General features: G+C 69.2%; 19 protein-coding genes. 10 read left to right on the top strand and 9 right to left on the bottom strand.

Annotated elements, in window-relative coordinates:
- Positions 1-25: 25 nt before the first annotated feature.
- The 4 genes from AB0B20_RS25495 to AB0B20_RS25480 all read right to left on the bottom strand — a co-directional run bounded on the left by AB0B20_RS25495 (position 26) and on the right by AB0B20_RS25480 (position 4,125).
- Entirely contained in the window at positions 26-1,516 is a 1,491-nt protein-coding gene (locus AB0B20_RS25495; protein WP_357474108.1) for an SCO6880 family protein, read from the bottom strand.
- Positions 1,513-2,973: a hypothetical protein gene (locus tag AB0B20_RS25490; RefSeq protein WP_357474105.1), complete on the bottom strand. Its 1,461-nt coding sequence runs from the start codon at positions 2,971-2,973 to the stop codon at positions 1,513-1,515. The genes AB0B20_RS25495 and AB0B20_RS25490 overlap by 4 nt, the downstream gene beginning before the upstream one ends.
- Before the next feature lie 63 nt (positions 2,974-3,036).
- On the bottom strand, positions 3,037-3,792 hold the full coding sequence (locus AB0B20_RS25485) for a hypothetical protein (RefSeq protein WP_357474102.1): 756 nt from the start codon (positions 3,790-3,792) through the stop codon (positions 3,037-3,039).
- A 3-nt stretch (positions 3,793-3,795) separates the two neighbouring features.
- The gene (locus tag AB0B20_RS25480; protein WP_357474099.1) at positions 3,796-4,125 is read right to left on the bottom strand and encodes a hypothetical protein; all 330 of its coding nucleotides are present in this window, start codon (positions 4,123-4,125) and stop codon (positions 3,796-3,798) included.
- A 298-nt stretch (positions 4,126-4,423) separates the two neighbouring features.
- Between AB0B20_RS25480 and AB0B20_RS25475 the strand changes: the two genes are divergently transcribed.
- From AB0B20_RS25475 to AB0B20_RS25465, 3 genes are all read left to right on the top strand, one after another.
- The gene (locus tag AB0B20_RS25475; RefSeq protein ID WP_357474096.1) at positions 4,424-4,873 is read left to right on the top strand and encodes a hypothetical protein; all 450 of its coding nucleotides are present in this window, start codon (positions 4,424-4,426) and stop codon (positions 4,871-4,873) included.
- The gene (locus AB0B20_RS25470) at positions 4,870-5,922 is read left to right on the top strand and encodes a C40 family peptidase (RefSeq protein ID WP_357474093.1); all 1,053 of its coding nucleotides are present in this window, start codon (positions 4,870-4,872) and stop codon (positions 5,920-5,922) included. The genes AB0B20_RS25475 and AB0B20_RS25470 overlap by 4 nt, the downstream gene beginning before the upstream one ends.
- A gap of 185 nt (positions 5,923-6,107) precedes the next feature.
- On the top strand, positions 6,108-6,557 hold the full coding sequence (locus tag AB0B20_RS25465; RefSeq protein WP_357474090.1) for a hypothetical protein: 450 nt from the start codon (positions 6,108-6,110) through the stop codon (positions 6,555-6,557).
- Between the two features lie 112 nt (positions 6,558-6,669).
- On the opposite strand, the gene AB0B20_RS25460 is transcribed toward AB0B20_RS25465, so the two are convergent.
- From AB0B20_RS25460 to AB0B20_RS25440, 5 genes are all read right to left on the bottom strand, one after another.
- Positions 6,670-7,161, bottom strand: coding sequence for an A24 family peptidase (locus AB0B20_RS25460; RefSeq protein WP_357474087.1), 492 nt, complete (start codon positions 7,159-7,161; stop codon positions 6,670-6,672).
- Between the two features lie 293 nt (positions 7,162-7,454).
- Positions 7,455-8,327: an oxygenase MpaB family protein gene (locus AB0B20_RS25455; RefSeq protein WP_357474084.1), complete on the bottom strand. Its 873-nt coding sequence runs from the start codon at positions 8,325-8,327 to the stop codon at positions 7,455-7,457.
- Positions 8,324-9,553, bottom strand: coding sequence for an MAB_1171c family putative transporter (locus AB0B20_RS25450; protein WP_357474081.1), 1,230 nt, complete (start codon positions 9,551-9,553; stop codon positions 8,324-8,326). The genes AB0B20_RS25455 and AB0B20_RS25450 overlap by 4 nt, the downstream gene beginning before the upstream one ends.
- Positions 9,554-9,558: 5 nt before the next feature.
- Positions 9,559-10,083: an ImmA/IrrE family metallo-endopeptidase gene (locus AB0B20_RS25445; protein ID WP_307871156.1), complete on the bottom strand. Its 525-nt coding sequence runs from the start codon at positions 10,081-10,083 to the stop codon at positions 9,559-9,561.
- Between the two features lie 50 nt (positions 10,084-10,133).
- Positions 10,134-10,655 carry a hypothetical protein gene (locus AB0B20_RS25440; RefSeq protein ID WP_210891751.1) on the bottom strand — a complete coding sequence of 174 codons (522 nt, stop codon included), beginning with the start codon at positions 10,653-10,655 and terminating at the stop codon, positions 10,134-10,136.
- 722 nt (positions 10,656-11,377) lie between these two features.
- On the opposite strand from AB0B20_RS25440, the gene AB0B20_RS25435 reads away from it, so the two are divergent.
- The 7 genes from AB0B20_RS25435 (at position 11,378) to AB0B20_RS25405 (ending at position 17,447) form a co-directional block, all read left to right on the top strand.
- Positions 11,378-11,806: a hypothetical protein gene (locus tag AB0B20_RS25435; protein ID WP_210891753.1), complete on the top strand. Its 429-nt coding sequence runs from the start codon at positions 11,378-11,380 to the stop codon at positions 11,804-11,806.
- Entirely contained in the window at positions 11,800-12,687 is an 888-nt protein-coding gene (locus AB0B20_RS25430) for a hypothetical protein (RefSeq protein ID WP_357474076.1), read from the top strand. The genes AB0B20_RS25435 and AB0B20_RS25430 overlap by 7 nt, the downstream gene beginning before the upstream one ends.
- A 110-nt stretch (positions 12,688-12,797) precedes the next feature.
- Complete coding sequence (locus AB0B20_RS25425) at positions 12,798-13,361, top strand: SAF domain-containing protein (protein WP_357474073.1); 564 nt, start codon at positions 12,798-12,800, stop codon at positions 13,359-13,361.
- A 1-nt stretch (position 13,362) separates the two neighbouring features.
- A complete protein-coding gene (locus tag AB0B20_RS25420) occupies positions 13,363-14,169 on the top strand; it encodes a ParA family protein (protein WP_357474070.1) in 807 nt (268 codons plus the stop codon).
- Positions 14,162-15,691 (top strand): ATPase, T2SS/T4P/T4SS family, encoded by a 1,530-nt coding sequence (locus AB0B20_RS25415; RefSeq protein WP_357474067.1) that lies wholly within the window; start codon positions 14,162-14,164, stop codon positions 15,689-15,691. Before AB0B20_RS25420 ends, AB0B20_RS25415 begins: the two co-directional genes overlap by 8 nt.
- Positions 15,688-16,593 (top strand): type II secretion system F family protein, encoded by a 906-nt coding sequence (locus tag AB0B20_RS25410; RefSeq protein ID WP_357474064.1) that lies wholly within the window; start codon positions 15,688-15,690, stop codon positions 16,591-16,593. Before AB0B20_RS25415 ends, AB0B20_RS25410 begins: the two co-directional genes overlap by 4 nt.
- A complete protein-coding gene (locus AB0B20_RS25405; protein WP_357474061.1) occupies positions 16,590-17,447 on the top strand; it encodes a type II secretion system F family protein in 858 nt (285 codons plus the stop codon). The genes AB0B20_RS25410 and AB0B20_RS25405 overlap by 4 nt, the downstream gene beginning before the upstream one ends.
- Positions 17,448-17,458 lie beyond the last annotated feature (11 nt).

Raw genomic sequence — 17,458 nt, 5'->3', positions numbered from 1 at the left:
CGGATCCTCCAGATCGCGGGCTGTGTCAGCGGGGCCAATGGCGGGCCAGCTGCGGCGGGCAGACGCCGCACGGCAGGGTCATCGCGAAGCCGGCGGCCTGGCTGGCGCGCAGTCGCCGTAGCCGGATCTTGGCCACGTCGGCGCGGGACTCCACGTCGGCGATGGCGCGGCCCAGGTCGTCGGCGGAGATCACGGTGGTGGTGACGAACAGCGACATCAGGCCCACGCCGGAGCCGGTCGCCTCTTCCCGCGCGGTCTGCAAGGCCCGTTCCCGGTCGGCGTGGTCTCGGGCGGACTCGTCGCGCTTCTGCGCCCGGTTGTATGCCGCCCGGAACGCCGCGGCGTTGACCTCACTCTCCACGATCCGCGCGGCTTCCCCAGCGGGGAAGGGCCGGTATAGCAGCGACACCCGCTTCGGGTACGGACCCGGGGCGAGCAGGCGAGCGAGGACGTCGGCGTGTACGTGCTGGCGTGGCGCCTCGTGCCACGCCCACGACACCGACGTGCCGGAGTCGTGCACGTACCGGTCGAGGTGCTCCTCGGCCATCACCGGCCCAGCGGTGTCCCAGTCCACCCACCGACTCAGGTCCAGCCCGGGGGTCGCGGTCAGCCGGGCCACGTCGCCCCGGCTGGCCGGGTCGAACGCCGTACGCACGATGGCCGAGATGTTCTCCGCGCTGGCCCGGCCGAGGACGGTCAGGCCACAGCTGCCCAGGGAATCCTGCAGACCGGGCAGGGTGCGACTAATCTCCTCGAGCGCCTCGTCGAGGTTCTTCGGTTTGCTGGGGGACGCGCCCGGCTTGAAGGTCACCGACACCCGGGTCTCGACGTCGGCGGCGGCTGCGGGGGACACCTCCACCAGTCGTTGCAGCACCCGCCGAGCCGACGCCGGCCCGTGCGGCACGATCCGCCGGCTGACATGGTCGGCGAGTCGGGAGCCCGGATCCGGCGCGGTGTCCACGGTGACCGCGACGTGGTCGACGATCGGCAGGTAGCCCAGGTTCGCCAGCCATCCGCCCCAGTTGGCCACCCACGCCGCGCTGGCCTCGGGGTCGGCCAGCCAGGTCGACGTGGCCGCGCAGCGCAGCGTAATCGTCATGGCGCCGAGCCGCTGGTTGTACACCACCCCGTACCCGCCGCCGCTCTCGTCCTCGACCGTCAGCAGGGTGGTGGGCGCGAGCACGCCTGGCAGCTGCCAGGCGTGCTCGCCGGTCACCATCACTCCGGAGCGGTAGGAGGTGTAGCCGCGGCTGGTGCCGACCAGCCACCGCGCCCGCTGCGCGATGCCCGCTGACACTGGGACTCCGTCCCAGCGCAGCACTAGCAGGCCCACGAGCAGCGCGCACGGCCCGGCGGAGATGGCCAGCGCCCGCAGCCCCATTGACCCTGAGATGATCAGCACGGTGATCGCCGCGAGGACGACGAAGGTCTGCATCGGTCCGAGGCCGAACAGGCCCATGCCCCGCGCCCGCCGCCAGCCCCCGTAGGTGCGCACCTGCGCCTGGTCAATGCTCACGACGGTGAACTTCCTTCCTGCATGACGGAGCCGGCGGTGCTCGCGCCCGCCTTTGCTGCGATCACACCGGCCTGGGCCACCACAGCGGCGCCTACGACGACCGGCGCCGCCGGTCCGGAGGCGGCTCCGGCCGCGCCGGCCGCCGCCATGCCACCTCCGGCGGCCATGCCACCTCCGGCGGCCATGCCACCTCCGGCGGCCGCGCCCCCGCCAGCGGCCGCGCCCCCAGCTGCTGCGCCTCCGCCGGCGGCTGCACCAGCGGATGCCGTGGCGCCGGTGCCAGCCGGCACGGTGGTGGTGGGCGTTACCGGGCCGGGAGCGCCGCCGGCAGTGGCGGTGCCGTTGACCACCTTCGGGGCGCTACCGGTCCCGCCGCCGGAGCCGCCGCCCGGTGACGGTGCCGAGGGGGTAGGCATGGCCCCGGTCGGTGCGCTACCACCGGTTCGGCCGCCGCTACCAGGTCCCTGGGAGCCCATGTAGCGGGCGTGGTCACCGGCGCTGTGACCACCGACTGCTCCGCGCACCGACGACGCGGCATGCAGGCCCGCCGCTGCGCCAGCCCCGGCCATGCCCAGGCCACCGCCGCCGGAGGCAACGTGACCGGTGAAGATCGTGAAGAACTTCATCAGGGCGGGCAGGGCCACCACCGACAGCACCAGCATGCCCAGGCCCATCAGCCAGTCCCGGCTGTTGCCGCGCATCATCATGAACGCGGTGGCGTACACCGACATCGCGGCCGGCTTGTACAGGGCCAACGCCAGCGACCAGCCGAGGGTCTTGTGGAACATGCCGCTGGTGCCGCGGGTCACCGTGCCCGCCGACGCGAGCTGGAGCAGCCCGGCCAGGATCACCACCGATCCCTCGCGGAAGACCATCAGGATGGTCTGCAGGAGAGCGGCGACCATGACGATCGTGCCGACGAGGATCATCACGAACGGGGCCACGTTGGCCGCCGGAAGCATGAGCGCGCCCAGGGCCTTGCTCATCGCCTCGTTGGGTGGCTTGTTGGAGTCGTCGAGGACGGCCTTGCTCAGCAGCCACATGGAGTAGCTGTCACCGGCCTTGAGCACCAGATGGGTACCGGCGATGCCGATGCTGCCCCACAGCGCGGTGTTCCACACGCCGCGTACCGCCTGTAGCAGCGGCTCGCCCTTACGGCTGACGGTGATGGCGATGCCCTGCCAGATCAGTCCGCCGGCCAGTAGCAGGATCGTGATGGGCAGCATGAACGAGCGCAGCTCCTGGGCGGGGCCGCTGCCGGCGTTGCACTGGGTGATCCAGTCGGCTGTCCACTGGCTCGGGTCGCTGCCGTTGGTGGAGCACAGATCGTTCGAGGGGATCAGCATCCAGCTGGTCAACAGGACCGTCACCCACTCGATGCCTTCCCGCACGGCTGCGGCCAGGCCGGACAGGACCGTGTTGACCATGGTGTTGCTGACCATGTCGGCGGGGTTCACCGAGCCGCCAGGGATGATTCCAGTGCAGGTCAGAGGGATGAAGGGATTGCACGAAGGCATGACTCACCCGCCAGCGATAAAGGGTAGGAAGGTGGCCACCTCGGCGGGCGACGCCGCCGTGACCACCTGGTCGAAGGTGCCGCCCACCGGGGCTACCAGGGCCCAGTCCGCGCCGCTCCAGCGCAGGCGCAGCTCCGTGCTGGCCAGCACTGGAGCACCAGAGGCGTCAGGGGCCTCGGTCAACAGGCGCAGGTTCACCTCGTCGCCTGTATAGCTGAGGATCCGATAGCCCCGCAGGGTGGCGTACAGGCGCCCGATGGGCTGCCCGTACGCCACGCCCACCGGACCGCGCAGCTCGTCGTACGCCTGGGCCACCTGGACCCGCATCGCGGCCGCGTCCGTTCCGACCACCTGGGTGCGCAACGTGGGGACGAAGACGGTGGGACCGACCTGCGGGTTGACGCGCACGACGATGTGCACCGCGGCGAGGACCGCGCCGGCATGATCGTGCGCGAACCCGCGCGCCTGGCCGTCGCTCGTAAGGCGAGGACCGGACTGGGTTGATACCGGTACGGAGATACCCGCCACGTTGGCCCAACCCAGGTCGCTAGGCAGGCCTGCGGATTCAGCGGTAGCGGCGCCAGTGTCGGGGCGGGCTGGCGCTCCCGGACCCGCCGGTGAGGTGACGGTCTGCTTCGGCTCCGCGCCGACCGCCACCGCGACGGTCACGGCACCGACCACCGCCGCTGCGGTCACACAAGCGGCGGTGAGCCGGCGGCGCGTGGTGCGGCGGGCGCGAGCGATGACGTTGTAGGTCATTGCTTAGCCCGGCAGGACCGCGCCGACCACGACGGCCGCGACCGCCCCGCACGTTAGTCCGGCCAGCACCCAGGGGATGCCGGCCGCGCCGTCGGCGGCGAACGCAGAGCGGTTGCGGCGACCGACAGCCATCATGATCCCGCAGACCAACAGGCCGCCGACGCCGGCGACGATGAGGATCCACTTCATCCAGCCGAGGAACAGGTTCCCGGTCGCCTCCAGGCCGGGCGGTGCGGCGGGTCCAGGATTCGGCGGAGCGGCCAGAACGTCCGCCGCAGCGCCGATCTGCCCCTCTGTGAACGCGGCGGCGGTGGCCAGGTAGTGAGCAAGCACAGCAGGTCTCCCGAAGGTCAGGACACCCCAGTCGGGCATCTGCCGTGCACCCTGACCAGGCGTCGCTGACGGCAGCGTTGACGCTGGTATGGCCGCCGCCGCTACCGCCGTTACCAGCGGGAGTCGGCAGCGGTAACGGCCCCGGCGACCCGACACCGTCGTGACCATGTACGCGCGAATCCGAGTAGCAGCGGCAGTCACCCTGACGTTGGCCGTTACCGGCTGCGCCCCCGGTGCCCAGCCGACGTCAGCCAAGCCGAGCACCACCAGACCCGCGGCCAGCCCCGGACCGGTCGGCATGGCCGCCCCGGTGCCGCCGCCGACGCAGCCCGGCTTCTCTTACGCCGATGCCGGGCAGGTGTGCCGGCGGTTCGTGCTGGCCCTCTACAGCGCCGACACCCGCCGCGACGCGGGCCCGGGCGACGCCTACCAGCGGGCCATGCGCTTCGCGAGCGGCACCCTGGCCGGACAGAGCGCCGCCGCCGACCGCGAGGGCCGCTGGACGACCTGGGCCGGTCACCGCGTCCGCCTCAACACCGTCGTGGATCCCTTCGCCGACCTACAGCCGGCGGACAGCGCGATCACCGCGCGGCGCACGATCCGGGTGACCGCGACCCCCGTGGGCGAGGACGGCTGGCGTGGCTGGACAGAGCGCAGCGTCATCGACTGCGCCCTGCGCTGCGGGGGCCCGGACGGTCCCGGCTGGCGGGTCAGCGAGTACCAGATCCGTCAGACAGGTCTGCGATGAGCCGCCGGTGGCTGATCCTCGCCGGCGGGCTCGCCACCGTTGTCCTGGCGCCGCTGGCCCTGGTCGTATTCGTCGCGTTGTCGGTACTCGGGGCGAGCCCTGCGACGGCCTGCACCATCAGTCCGCCCAGCGCCTCCTCCGGTGGCACAGCCGAGCCGCGAAATTGGCCCGCCCAGGGCTCCTGGACCTCCGAGCAGGCCGGCAACGCCGCCACCATCGTCGCCGTGGGCGCCGAGATGCACGTGCCGCGCTACGGCTGGGAGGTCGCCGTCGCCACCGCGATGCAGGAGTCCACCCTGCGCAACCTCGGTCACCTCGGGGCGCACAACGACCACGACTCACTCGGCTTGTTCCAGCAGCGACCCAGCCAGGGCTGGGGCACCCCCGAGCAGATCCTCGACCCCAGATATGCCGCCCGAAAGTTCTACGAGCACCTGGTCGAGATCGACGGCTGGCAGACCATGCCGCTCACCCAGGCCGCGCAGGCCGTGCAGCGTTCAGCGTTCCCTGACGCGTACGCGAAGTGGCAGCCCGAGGCCGAGCAGCTGGTGGCTGTGATCAGCGACGGGCTAGACATCGTCTGCACCAGCGACGGCGGCGACGGGCTGCCACCCCTGGACGATGCGGGCCTACCCGAAGGCTTCGTCCTGCCAACGGACCCGCAGCTTCGGGCCGTGGTCTCCTTCGCGCTCGCCCAGCGAGGCAAGCCCTACGTCTGGGGCGCCGAAGGACCCGACAGCTACGACTGCTCCGGTCTGATGATGGCCGCCTGGGCCAGAGGCGGCGTGCAGATCCCCCGGGTCACGGCCGACCAAGTGCGCACCGGCGTCGCCGTCCCCTCACTGGCCGCGATGCAGCCCGGCGACCTCATCTTCATCCCCGGCTCCGACGGCACGATGTTGCGTCCCCGCCACGTCGGCATGTACATCGGCACCGACCGCGGCGGGCGGCAGTACCTCGTTCAGGCGCCCAAGACCGGCGACGTCGTGAAGGTCGTCGCCGTCAGCAACTGGAGCCGGCAGGTCGCTGCCATCCGAAGACCGTTTTAGTTAGTTTGTGGACTCTAATCTGAGCCGCTTTCCCGCGGATATGGCACCCATGCCGGCGTTTGCGCCGATTCAGCAGGAATCGCTGGCGTGGCCACGGCCGGTTCGACCAACCCGTCTCATCGTCACTCTGTCACGCGATGCTGCCACCATGCTTGTAGAGGACATCGAGTAGAGCGGGAGGAACGATGGTTGATCGGGTTGCGGTTGGTCGCACCGCTGAGGCGGCTGTCGCGGACGTCTTTCGCAGCATTGGATATGAGGTCATTAACCTCAACGAACTGGTTGGCAACTGTCCCTTCGCTGACCTAATCGCAACGAAGGTTGGTCTTCGGCTTCTCGTGCAGGTGAAGGGGACCACGACCGCTGACGGCCTGTTCGGGACACCACCCGAGCGGGTCCGGGCGTTGATGGCGATCACGGAGGCTCTGGACTGCTTGCCAATCTATGCCTTCTGCCATCTCACGGGTACCGACCCCGTAATCCGGTTCGCCGATGCCGCCACGGTTGCGACCCTCGCGGAGTCGGACGAAGCAGCATATGACGGCGTGAACCGCTATCACGTCAACATCGGCCAGTTCCCGGTTGACGCGAAACATGTTGGCCAACTGCTCGAGGGCCCGAGCGCCGTGGCTTAGCGCAAACCATCTGTCCGTATCTTCCATAAGAGGGTCTGCTGCACCGGTAGGTGACGCAGACCCAGAGTGCCGCTCTGGACCGATTGGGCAGGCCCAGTTACCCGAGCGGTGCTCAAGCCATGAGTGCGAGCATCGCCAACGCCCCAGCGATGAAGAAGGGGCCCATCGGGATGTGAGCCCCACGGGGGACACGTCCGCTGGCCAGCAGCACGACACCTACGAGTCCCGCGCCGAGAAAGCCCAAGAACACTGCGCCGAACGCCGCGCCCCAGCCCCACCACCCCAGCACGGCGGTCACCGAGAGGATCAGGTTGACGTCGCCCAGGCCCATGCCGCGGTTGCCCAGCACCAGCCCCATGCTGACGAACACCGTGGTGGCGACGGCCGCGCAGATCGCCGCGCTGAGCATGTGCTCCCAACGATCGGTGACCGCTGCGTCGACGGTGAGCAGAACGAAGACGCCGGCCGCCGCTGGCAGAGTGATGACGTTGGGCAGACGGTGCACCTGAGCGTCGATGAACACGAGCGGGACGGCGCAACCGGCCCACCACAGGCCGGCCAGCAACACCGGGGTGGTGGGAGCGGCGAGGACCACGATGGTCACGGCGACCACAGCGCAGACCTCCAGCAGGTATGGAGGGGCGCCCGCCCGATGCCAACACCGGCCGCATCGGCCGCTCGGCAGCAGCGCGGCCCAGCCGGGTCCAACTGGACTCACCTCTACACCGCAGCCCTCGCAGGACTGCCGGCTGATCTGGCCCGCTGACACGGCCAGACGAATGACCAACCACCGCAGCAGCGGTGTGACAGAGAGACCGAGCATGATCAGCTCAACCCCGCTGGGCGGGTGAGGCACCCCAAGGCGCTGTGGTGCCGATAGCAGCGCTGGCCGGCTGCTCATGCGCTGGATCGACCAGGCACCTGGTCTTGCTGCGGACCGAGCTGGCTGATCTCGTACCCGTCGGGATAGCTCTTGGCTTTGATCCCGTCGGCGAACAATGCCGTGGTCCGTGGTGCTCCGAACCACCGCTGAAGCCGCGAGCGGATCTTCAACGCTAAGTGCAGGCCGTCCCGGACCGGCCAAGCCGGCGCGTCGACTCGCATCGCGCGCCGCAGCGGCGCGTCGTACATGGCGCTGACCAGCGCGTTGCCCAGCGGGGCAAGGGGCTTGGGGATGCGGGTGAGCATCAGCATCCGGGTGGCTCGCTCGATAGCGGCTGCGTCATCGTTGGGCTGCAGGTGGGCAGCATCGTGGGCGTCGAACCAGGTCTCGAACTCCTCGTAGGAGCCGGGGATCTCGGTGATGCCCATCCGTCGGCCCAACTCCCGATAGAACAGGTAGGTGGCCTGCCGCTCCTGCGAGCAGGGCCGACGCCAGCCGTACCGCTGCAGCCACCGGGTCGGGACTACCACCAGGCAGCCGAGGACGTAGAGGTAGTCCTCGTTGCTGATGTCGTATGGGCGGTGGATCTGGTTGACCCGCCGCAGCGCGTCCCGGCCGCGTGGCTGGTCGAAGCCGTTGAGCACCATCTCGTACATCAGTAGGCCGGTGTCGTCGATCCGCTTCTGCGTGCGCTCGGTCAGCTCGCCGGTGGCGGTGTGCACGGCGGCGATCGACGGGATCGAGAAGGACCGGTTGAAGGCAAGGTTGAGCCCGAGCTTCATGTCCCACGGGAACTCGTAGCGCAGCATCGTCTGGTAGATGACCAGGTAGTCGCGCTTCGGGTCGAGCTCATGGATACGAGCGAGGTTGGCGTAGCGAGCTCTCATCGTCGGGCATCTCCAACCGGGGACTGCGAGCTGCGGAGGTGTCGGGACGCGGTGAGCGTCCGGGCGACCACGACTGATCGGGCGTACGCGGCGGAGACGAGCGTCAGCCAGGAGACCTCGCCGGCATAGCCGCCGGCGGGGCGATGCAGGTCACCTGCGGGCTGGATGAGTTCGGCGGCGAGGCCGGCACGGTGCGCACGCACAGCGCAGGCCAGGTGAGCTGCTTCCACCGCGGCTCGCTGTTCCTCGTCGGTCACCTCAGCCTGCTCGGCGAACTGCTCGGCCAGCACAGTCACCCGGGCGTCCATGTAGGGACGCAGCGCGAGCCGCGCGTCCCGGATTTCGGCGACCCTGCGGGTCAGGGCGTAGTCGATGTCGCGTACGGCCGTGAGGGGCCGACGCAGGCTCGCATCGAGTTCGAGTTCCGGCAGTTCAGCGATGAGGTCCCGCCAGAGTGGTTCCAGCTGGCGGTAGGAGCGATAGTCGTCCCAGCGTCGGGTGATCGCGAAGATCGGGCCCCACGCCGGCATGGTGAGACCCACCATCATGAGCAGCGCGCCGATGGTCACCAGGACTGCGGCGATCTCCCGTTCCCCGGTGGGGCGGTAGCCGTTCCAGTAGGCGACCAGGTAAACGATCTTGTTGGTGCTGTAGAGCAGGGCGAAGGCAGCACCCACCGCCGTCACGCGCAGGCCCCGGCGCAACCAGGGGCGCCCGCAGATCTGGGCGAAGCGCCAGCACAGCCGGGCGATGTCGGTGCAGTAGGCGAAGAATCCCAGGGTCATGAAGATCAGCAGGTATGCGGTCACCGCCGGGTCGGTCGCGTACTCGACCGTGAGGAGCACGGGGCTGTCGTAGGTGAGCGTGTAGGCGAACAGCCCGACCATGGCGAGGAAGGCGCCCCCGGTTACCAGCATCCAGAGGCGGACGCGGGCGGCGGCCGTCCTCGGCGGGAGCGCCAGGTGGAGGAGCATGCTCTCAGCGCTCACGGCGATCGTCATCGCGCACCCATGGGAGAGGACCTTGGCCAGGTTCGGCAGTCCCGATGCGTGATCGATAGCGGTAGCGAGCGGCGGAACGGCGAGCGTGATGCCGAAGGCGAACGCCCCGAGCGCAACGCAGATCGCCCCCCGCGCGTGACTGGGCTGGCGGCGCTGGAGCCGCAGCATGTACCCGAAGGCGATCCAGCCGGCGAGGGAGCAGGCGGCGTACAGGGCAGTATCCATCCGCGCTACCAGTCCGGGTGTTCCAGGGACAGCCTCAGCCGGCCGTACAGCTCGGCCTGCCGGGTGTCCAACGGCGAGTCGTCCTCCTCGCTGGCACCCCTGCGTGCCCGCCGCAGAAGCAGCGATCCGATCATCTCGGCTTCGCGCTCTTCGGCGGCGGCGTAGTTGCTGCGACCGAGGCTTCGCTGGACCAGCTGCGGGTCAAGGTCCGGCAGCAGCATCCGGGAGGCGTCCGTGTCCAGGACTTCGGTTGTCTGGTGGCCGGCGATCAGATGCCCCAGCTCGTGCCCGATGATCAGCGTCTGATGCAGCGGGGAGGTGTCCTGCTCGAAGAAGATGGCGTCGAAGTCTCCGGTCGGCACAAACATGCCGCATACCGTGCGTGCCGGGAGCTTGATCGGGACCAGGTGGATGGGCCGGCCGCGTCGTTCGCCGAGGACTTGGCACAGAGCACGTATGTCGAACGGCTCTGGGACCTCCAGCGCGGTGAGCAGCCGCTCACAGCGCTTGCGTAGTCGGTTCAACGTCACGTCAGCGTTCCCCCGCTCGTCGGCGCACTGCCACCGAAGGATCAGCACCGCTACCTGCGATCATCAGGCGCATCGCTGATCCCATCAGGGCCGGCGCCTTGGGCCACCGCCCGTAGGCGTGCCACCATCTGCTCGATCAACTGCGTGTCCGTGGCAGACAGTCCACTGTCGGCAAGCACATGCCGTAGTGCCACCTGCTTGACATCCATCCGACGGAGTTCGTTCAGCAGCCCGATCTGCTCTTGTATCCGCTGTGCGGCCGCCTCATCCACGAAGTAGCCGGAGCTGACGCCGAACGCGGCTGCCAAGGCTCGCACGTGCGACATGCGCGGATCGCTGGCCACCCCGCGGCGTAACTCGCCGATGTAGGCGGCGCTGATCGTGACGCCGGTCTCGGCCGCCGTTGCGTTGATCTTGTCGGCGATCTCCTTGTTGGTGTACCTGCGGCCGGGCTCATCGGAGTCGCTGAGCTCCTCCGAGGTCGGGCGGATCTTGTCGAACAGGTACTCCACCCTGGCGGCCAGCGTGTTGAGGGGTGGCAACTCCTGCTCAACGTGCCGATCGTCGACCATGATTCTTCACCCTCCAGCGACTAAACAACAGTGTCGCAGATACAAGCGCCAGCAAAACAGATGTTGACACATGCACCGAACGTGAGCGTATGCTCGCTCCTGTTTGGAGCAACGTGCGTTGAGCGCAATCCCAAACTGCTCAACGCCTGTTGCGTGGCCAGTGCCTGATCCAGGTCCGGCCACCCGAACGGGGGGAGTCGTCAGTGAGATGGAACAGCTCCGTCAGGGGCGCAACGGGGGGACGCGTCCCGCGACGCCCGCTGGCGCGATCGGCTCTCAGCAGGGGCCACCACCATCGGCATCCCTGCCTGGCCGTCGCTGATGAAGGGGGGCGCTGGGCCGCTCGGACAGGGATTCGCTCCCTGCCAACGGCCCAGCGCCAGCGGCGCCCGGCACCCGGCGGCAGGGTGAGCCCGCATTGTGAGATGCCATCGACATTGCAGTTGCACCGGACGCCGATCCTCCAGACGCGTCGGCGGTCCGACCACCTCGCCCGCAGGCCGGCAGGCTGAACGTTGAACAGCCGTCACGGGAAGGCTGCAACCACGCCGGGCACCAGAGGAGGCACCGCCTTGATCACCACCGCTAACACCTTCCGCAGGGTAGGAGTTTGTTGTCTCGCCGCCTCGCTCCTTGCAGGGGCAGCGGGTTGCACAGACGAGGAGCCGGTCGCCAAGCCGAGCCCTACCTCGACGGCTGCGTCGGCTTCAGCGTCCTCGACGGTGAATGCCGAGGAAACCGAAGCCGGCACGGGCGCGCTCACGGCCTACCGCAACTACGTGCGCACCTACGTCACCGCGTCGAACAAGGGCGACTACAACGCCAAGCTCGACAGGTTCGTGGCCGACCCGGCGCTGCTGACGGTGCGCCAGGACCTGCTGATCAAGTTCCAGCAGGGGCTCATTACGAAGGGCGAGCCGATCTCGGCGCCCACCGTGAGCATGGTCGACACCAGTCGGCGTCCCTTTACCGCCGAGGTCGAGGACTGCTTCGACACCGGGAAGTGGGACGTGGTCTCCAAGAAGACCGGCAAGTCGGTTCGCACCAAGGGCCAAACCACGAGGTACGTGGTGATCGCCAAGGCGGAACTGTTCGACGACGGCCAGTGGCGCATCCGGGAGGTCAACGCCCAACGGGAGAGACCATGCTGATTCGGAGGGCGCTCGCGCTCGGCGCCGTGGTTCTGGGGGTCGGCAGCGGCATGCTGCTCGCACCCGGTGTGGCGTTCGCCGACTACGAGCACTGCGACGCGCTGGGTAACTGCTACTGGGTGGTCGAAAAGCCCGGCACCGGGGGCGGCGGTAACGACGGCGGTGGTGACGGCAACGGCGGTGGTGGTGCCGGTCGGGGCTGCAGCGACGAGGGCCAGACCGTGCCCTGCGTGGTCGACGGACTCGGCGTATGGGACGGATCCTGCTACGTCATGCGAATCCCGCCGCCGCCCGGGGGTCGGACCGACGGCTACTGGAGCATCCGCACGTGTGTCTACGGGGGCGTCGCCTCCCAGGCGACGACATGGTCGCCGGACCCGCCGGCCGGGATCCTGCCGTCCTACCAGGAGCTCGCGCAACGAGCCATCGCCGAGATGAACCTCGACGGCCCGAACATCGGGATCGCGCCTCAGCCCAACGGCGCCGGTCTGGTCGGACTGCCGATCTGGCTCTGGAACAGGGCGAGCCCCAGCACCTGGGGATCCATCACCCGGACTGCAGCAGTGCCGGGTCGGTCGGTCACGGCCACCGCCCGGGCTCAGAAGATCGTTTGGAGCATGGGCGACGGCAACTCCCTCACCTGCACCAAGCCGGGCACCCCGTTCCAGCCCTCCTACGGTAACAGGCGGTCGCCGGACTGCGGATACGACGGATATCGCCACCCGAGCAGCACGCAGGCCGGAGGCCGCTACACCGTCACTGCCACTACGTCATGGCTGATCACGTGGAGCGGCGGAGGCGGAAACACCGGCTCCCAGTCCATCGATCTGTCCTCCACCACCACGATCGACATCGACGAGCTGCAGGTGATCACCTCATGACCACTACGCCAACCAAGGCCACCCGCGCCGCCTCGCCGGTCGCTGCCCCGTACGCAATTCCCCGGGTCGCTCCGCAACGCCGCTGGCGGCCGGCGCTTGTCTGGCTCGCGGTGGCCCTGGTCGCCGCCGGCGGTCTGATCGCGGCCGCGGTGCTGCGCAAGGTGGGTACGACGGCCGAGTACCTGGCAGTGAGCACCAGGGTCGAGGTCGGCTCCGTCATCGACCGGTCGGACCTCAGCACGGTGCGCATCACCGTGGACCCGGCGCTCAAGCCGATCAGGGCGAGCGCCGCCGACGACGTCATCGGCAAGTACGCGGCAGTCGCAATGGTGCCCGGCACCCTGCTGACGCAAGCGCAGCTCACCGACACGGCGGTGCCGGGCCAGGGGCAGCAGCTGGTGGGTCTCAGCCTGCCGCAGGAGCGCATGCCCGCCGAGCGGGTCAAGCCCGGCGCGGACGTGCTGCTCGTCGTGACCGCCGATGACGGTCCCGTCTCCAACCAACAGCAGATCGCAGCGCCGATCAGCATCAAGGCGACCGTCGTGGACGTGCGTGCCGGCGCGAAGGAGGGCACCACCCTGCTCAACGTCGCCGTCACGGAACGAGATGGACCGCTTGTCGCCTCCCGTGCGGCCGCCGGCCGTATCGTCGTCGCCCTGACCACGGGGAACTGACGTGGCGATCATCGCTATGGTCTCGGCCAAGGGCTCACCCGGCGTCACCACCACGGCGCTCGCCTGCACCCTGTCCTGGAGCGGACGTATGGTGCTGGCCGAGTGCGACCCCGCCGGCGGCAGCGTCCTGAGCGGCTATCTGTCCAGCCTCGAGATCCCACCGATCGGCCTGCTGCCGCTGGCCGCGGCGGCTCTCCGCGACCAGCTGGCCGACACCTTCGCTCACCAGCTCGTCGACCTCGACGCGAAGAGTCCGGGCCAGCGGCTTGTCCTGCCCGGCATCAACGACCCGGTCCAGGCGGGCACCATCCGACCGACCTGGGAGGCGCTGAGCGCATTCTTCGCTGGCCTGGAGCGCCACGAGCCCGGCTACGACGTCATCGCCGACTGCGGCCGGCTCGCCACCAGCGCACCGCCGTGGCCGCTGCTGTTCCGCGCCGACCTCTTGTTGCTCGTGGTGCACGCGGCGACCCTGCGGACCATCGCCCCGGCCGCTGGCGCCGCAGAGATGCTGCGGCGGGAGCTGACCCAGTACGGCCAAGGGCCGGGAGCCCTTGGCCTGGCCCTGATCGGTGAGGGTCCCTACAGCCGGCGGGATATCGAACAGCGGCTGCAGCTGCCCACCTTGATCGAGCTCCCCGACGACCGGCGGACCGCCGAGGTGCTGAGCGACGGTGGCGGCCGGCTGCGAGGTAGCCAGCGGCTGTTGCGCGCTGCTGCCAGTGCCGAACCGGCCGTACGTGATGCGGTCTCGCGGCGGCGTGCGCACCTGGCACCTATGTTATCGAGAGGAAGCAGCCGTGCCTGACGAGCGCCGATACGGGGGCCCAACGTGGCCGGCAGCGGTCGACCGGGTTGCCACCAACGGCCACCGCTGGCCAACCAACGGCACTCCGGCTACCTCTCCCCTGGAACACGAGCAGGCAGCCGTCGCTGAACAGCAGCCCAGCTCGGTGAGCATCGACTACACGGCGGTGCGGCTGCTGCGCGCTCGGGTCAGTGCGGAACTGACCGCGGCGCTTCGGGAGACGCCCAACGTCTCCACCGATCACCGTCAGGCCGAAGCGGAACGCATTGCCGCTCGACTGGTGCGCGATCACGTCGACGCCCTGCACCAGGCCGGACAGCCGATCTCGCAGGCGGAAGAAGACGCGCTGCTCGATGCGGTCGCCGCCGATATGTTCGGCCTCGGCCGCCTCCAGCAGCTGCTTGATCGCCCGGACATTGTCAACATCCACATCCTCGGCTGCGACAACGTGCGCATCGAGCACACGGACGGGCGGATCACGGTAGGCGAGCCGGTCGCTGAGACCGACAAGGAACTCATCGACATGTTCCAGGTCCTGGCGATGCGTGCCGGAGCGACCGAGCGTTCGCTGTCCTCCACCAAACCATGGCTGGACATGCAGCTGCCCGACGGCAGTCGCCTCACCGTGCTCATGCAGGTGTCGGTACGCCCCTACGCGGCCATTCGCCGGCACACGCTGATGGACGTCAGCCTGGAGGACCTCCGCGATCGGTACGGCGCCATGGACGACCTGATCTGCCAGTTCCTCAAGGCAGCAATGGCCGCCGGCCTCAACATCATGGTGGCCGGACTGGCCGATGCCGGAAAGACCACCCTGCTGCGTGGTCTGGCTCGGGAGATCCCAGACCGGGAGCAGTTCGTCACCTTGGAGGAGTCCCGCGAGCTTGGTCTGCATACCACCGGACGACACCGATGGGCGATGAGTCTCGAGTCCCGGGAGGGCCACGGATCCCGAGGCGTCGACGGCCGCCCCGCCGGCGAGGTCACGATCATGGACATGATCCCGCTGACCCTGCGGATGTCCGTGCAACGGATCATCGTCGGCGAGGTCCGCTCCCGGGAAATCGTGCCGATGCTGCAGGCCATGGCCACCAGTAAGGGGTCGCTCTGCACCATTCACGCCCGGCACCCCCGCGCCGTGATGGACCGCGTCATCGAGCTGGCACTGCAGCACGGGCCCGAGATGACCGCCGAGCTGGCGCGGCGGATGGCCGCGGGCGCCGTCGACCTGATCGTGTACGTCAGCGTCGAGGACGAGACTAAGCTCGGCGGTCGGAAACACCGCTACGTCTCGGAGATTCTCGAGGTGGGTGGGATGAGCGGTGACCAGCTCGTCACCACCCAGGTTTTCGGACCGGGCCCGGACGGACGAGCCGTACCCCGGCACCTCCCGGAGCGGTTGCTCGAACCCCTGCTGCGGGTCGGCTACGACCCCCGCCAACTCACCGGTTACATCCAGCAGGGGGAGCACAACCGCGGCGCCTGGACCACCCGTCTCGAGACCGTGACGAGGCGGCCATGAGTCTGCTCGACCTCGCCGCAGTACTGGCAGGCATGCTCGCCGTCTCCGGGGCGGTCGTCGGTGTCGTCGGCGTCGTCGGGACCACCCGGCCACCCCAACCGCCATCGGCGCTGCAGCAGCGGGCCCGCCTCTGGTGGACCGGGCCCGGACGAACGCGGCGGGAGCAACGCGCTCACCAGATCAAGATGGTGACAGCCTTCGCTGCTGGTGCCCTGACCTGGCTGCTGACCGGCTGGCCCGCTGCCGGGATGATCATCGGCGTTGCCGTTCCCGGCGTACCGTGGCTGTTCGCGGCCGGTCGCGCTGAAAAGCAGGCCATCGCTCGACTGGAAGCCGTGGAAGCCTGGACTCGCCGGTTGGCCGACATCGTCGCTCGGGGCATCGGTCTGCAGCAGGCCGTCGTCGCCACCGCCACGACAGCGCCGCAGCGCATCGAGCAGGAGGTCCGCGACCTGGCGGCGCGTCTGCAGGGCAGCGGCGACCCGATCGCCGCCCTGCAGCAGATGGCAGACGACCTCGACGACTACACCGCCGACCAGGTCATCGCCCCGCTGATGCTGCACGTAACCGACCGGGGTGAGGGTCTGCACGAGGTGCTGACCGCGATCAGCCGGTCCATCGCCGCCGAGATTGAGATGCGCTCGACGGTGGACGCCAAGCGCGAGGGTCCGCGCTTCGCCGTCCGGTTCCTGACCGGCATGACCATCCTGCTGCTGACGTACGGGGTGATCAACCCGCACTACCTGCAGCCCTACGGCAGCGTGCTCGGGCAGCTCGTGCTGCTGCTTCTCGCCGGCCTGTACGTCGTGCTCATGACCTCGGTACGCAGACTCAGCCTGCCGCCCAAGCGGGAGCGGCTGCTACCGCCGGCCGAGGCCCAGACGCTGGGAGCGGCGGCATGAACAACGGCTACCTCACCGCCATGGTCATCGCCGGCGCGATGACCGGTCTCGGGGTGTTTCTGCTGGTCGTACAGCTGATCCCCGCCCCGCCGGCGCTGGGGCCCGCTCTCCGAAGGCTCCACCCCCTGACCACCGCGGGCAACACGCCGGCCGGAATCAGCTGGATTCGGCGCCGCCTCACGGTGCCGCACGCCGACCTGCGGCTGTTGAATCGCAGCACCGACCAGTACTTCCTCACCCTTGGGCTGTCGGCGCTGTTCTGTCTCATCCTGCCTGCCCTCATCACCATCGCCGTTGCGGTGCTGCGGCTGCCGATCCCCGTCTTCATCCCCGCAGGTGGGACCCTCGCCGCCGCGCTGGCCGGCGCGGCACTGGCCCACCGCGAAGTCGTTTCCAAGGCCGCCGTCGCCCGGGCGGAGTTCAGTCGTGCCATGTGCACCTACCTCGACCTCGCCGCCCACCAGGTCCTCGGCGGCCACGGCCCGGTGGAGTCGCTGGACCGAGCAGCCAGTGTCTGCCACGGCTGGGTCTTCGCCCGCATCCGGGAAGCGCTGCTCAGTGCCCAGCTGCAGTTGCGGCCACCCTGGGACGAACTGAAGGTCCTCGCCCGCGACATCGAGGTCATCGAGCTGGGCGACCTGGCCGACATCATGCGTACCGCCGGCAGCGAGGGCACCAACGTCCACCAGACACTGCGCGCCCGAGCCGACTCGATGCGAGACCGGATCCGCACCGAGGCACTCGCCCAGGCCGAACTCCGCACCAACAAGCTCGACATCCCCGCTGCGGCACTGATCCTCGTGCTCCTCGTCCTCATCGGCTACCCGTTCATGGCCCGCCTGTTCATCCGCTGACCCCGGGAACA

Origin of the sequence: Micromonospora sp. NPDC049151 (assembly GCF_040648395.1) — a bacterium.
In the GTDB taxonomy this organism is placed as follows: Bacteria; Actinomycetota; Actinomycetes; order Mycobacteriales; family Micromonosporaceae; genus Micromonospora.
Note: the sequence above shows the minus strand (reverse complement) of the source record. Positions and strands in the feature narration are given on the sequence as shown.

What these genes read in the sequence shown, in the direction of transcription:
- AB0B20_RS25430 (WP_357474076.1), top strand. Translation starts at nt 11,800, where the DNA reads ATGCTGATTCGGAGGGCGCTCGCGCTCGGCGCCGTGGTTCTGGGGGTC.
- AB0B20_RS25485 (WP_357474102.1), bottom strand. Translation starts at nt 3,792, where the DNA reads ATGACCTACAACGTCATCGCTCGCGCCCGCCGCACCACGCGCCGCCGG.
- AB0B20_RS25475 (WP_357474096.1), top strand. Translation starts at nt 4,424, where the DNA reads ATGGCCGCCCCGGTGCCGCCGCCGACGCAGCCCGGCTTCTCTTACGCC.
- AB0B20_RS25470 (WP_357474093.1), top strand. Translation starts at nt 4,870, where the DNA reads ATGAGCCGCCGGTGGCTGATCCTCGCCGGCGGGCTCGCCACCGTTGTC.
- AB0B20_RS25410 (WP_357474064.1), top strand. Translation starts at nt 15,688, where the DNA reads ATGAGTCTGCTCGACCTCGCCGCAGTACTGGCAGGCATGCTCGCCGTC.
- AB0B20_RS25465 (WP_357474090.1), top strand. Translation starts at nt 6,108, where the DNA reads ATGGTTGATCGGGTTGCGGTTGGTCGCACCGCTGAGGCGGCTGTCGCG.
- AB0B20_RS25450 (WP_357474081.1), bottom strand. Translation starts at nt 9,553, where the DNA reads ATGGATACTGCCCTGTACGCCGCCTGCTCCCTCGCCGGCTGGATCGCC.
- AB0B20_RS25440 (WP_210891751.1), bottom strand. Translation starts at nt 10,655, where the DNA reads ATGGTCGACGATCGGCACGTTGAGCAGGAGTTGCCACCCCTCAACACG.
- AB0B20_RS25455 (WP_357474084.1), bottom strand. Translation starts at nt 8,327, where the DNA reads ATGAGAGCTCGCTACGCCAACCTCGCTCGTATCCATGAGCTCGACCCG.
- AB0B20_RS25405 (WP_357474061.1), top strand. Translation starts at nt 16,590, where the DNA reads ATGAACAACGGCTACCTCACCGCCATGGTCATCGCCGGCGCGATGACC.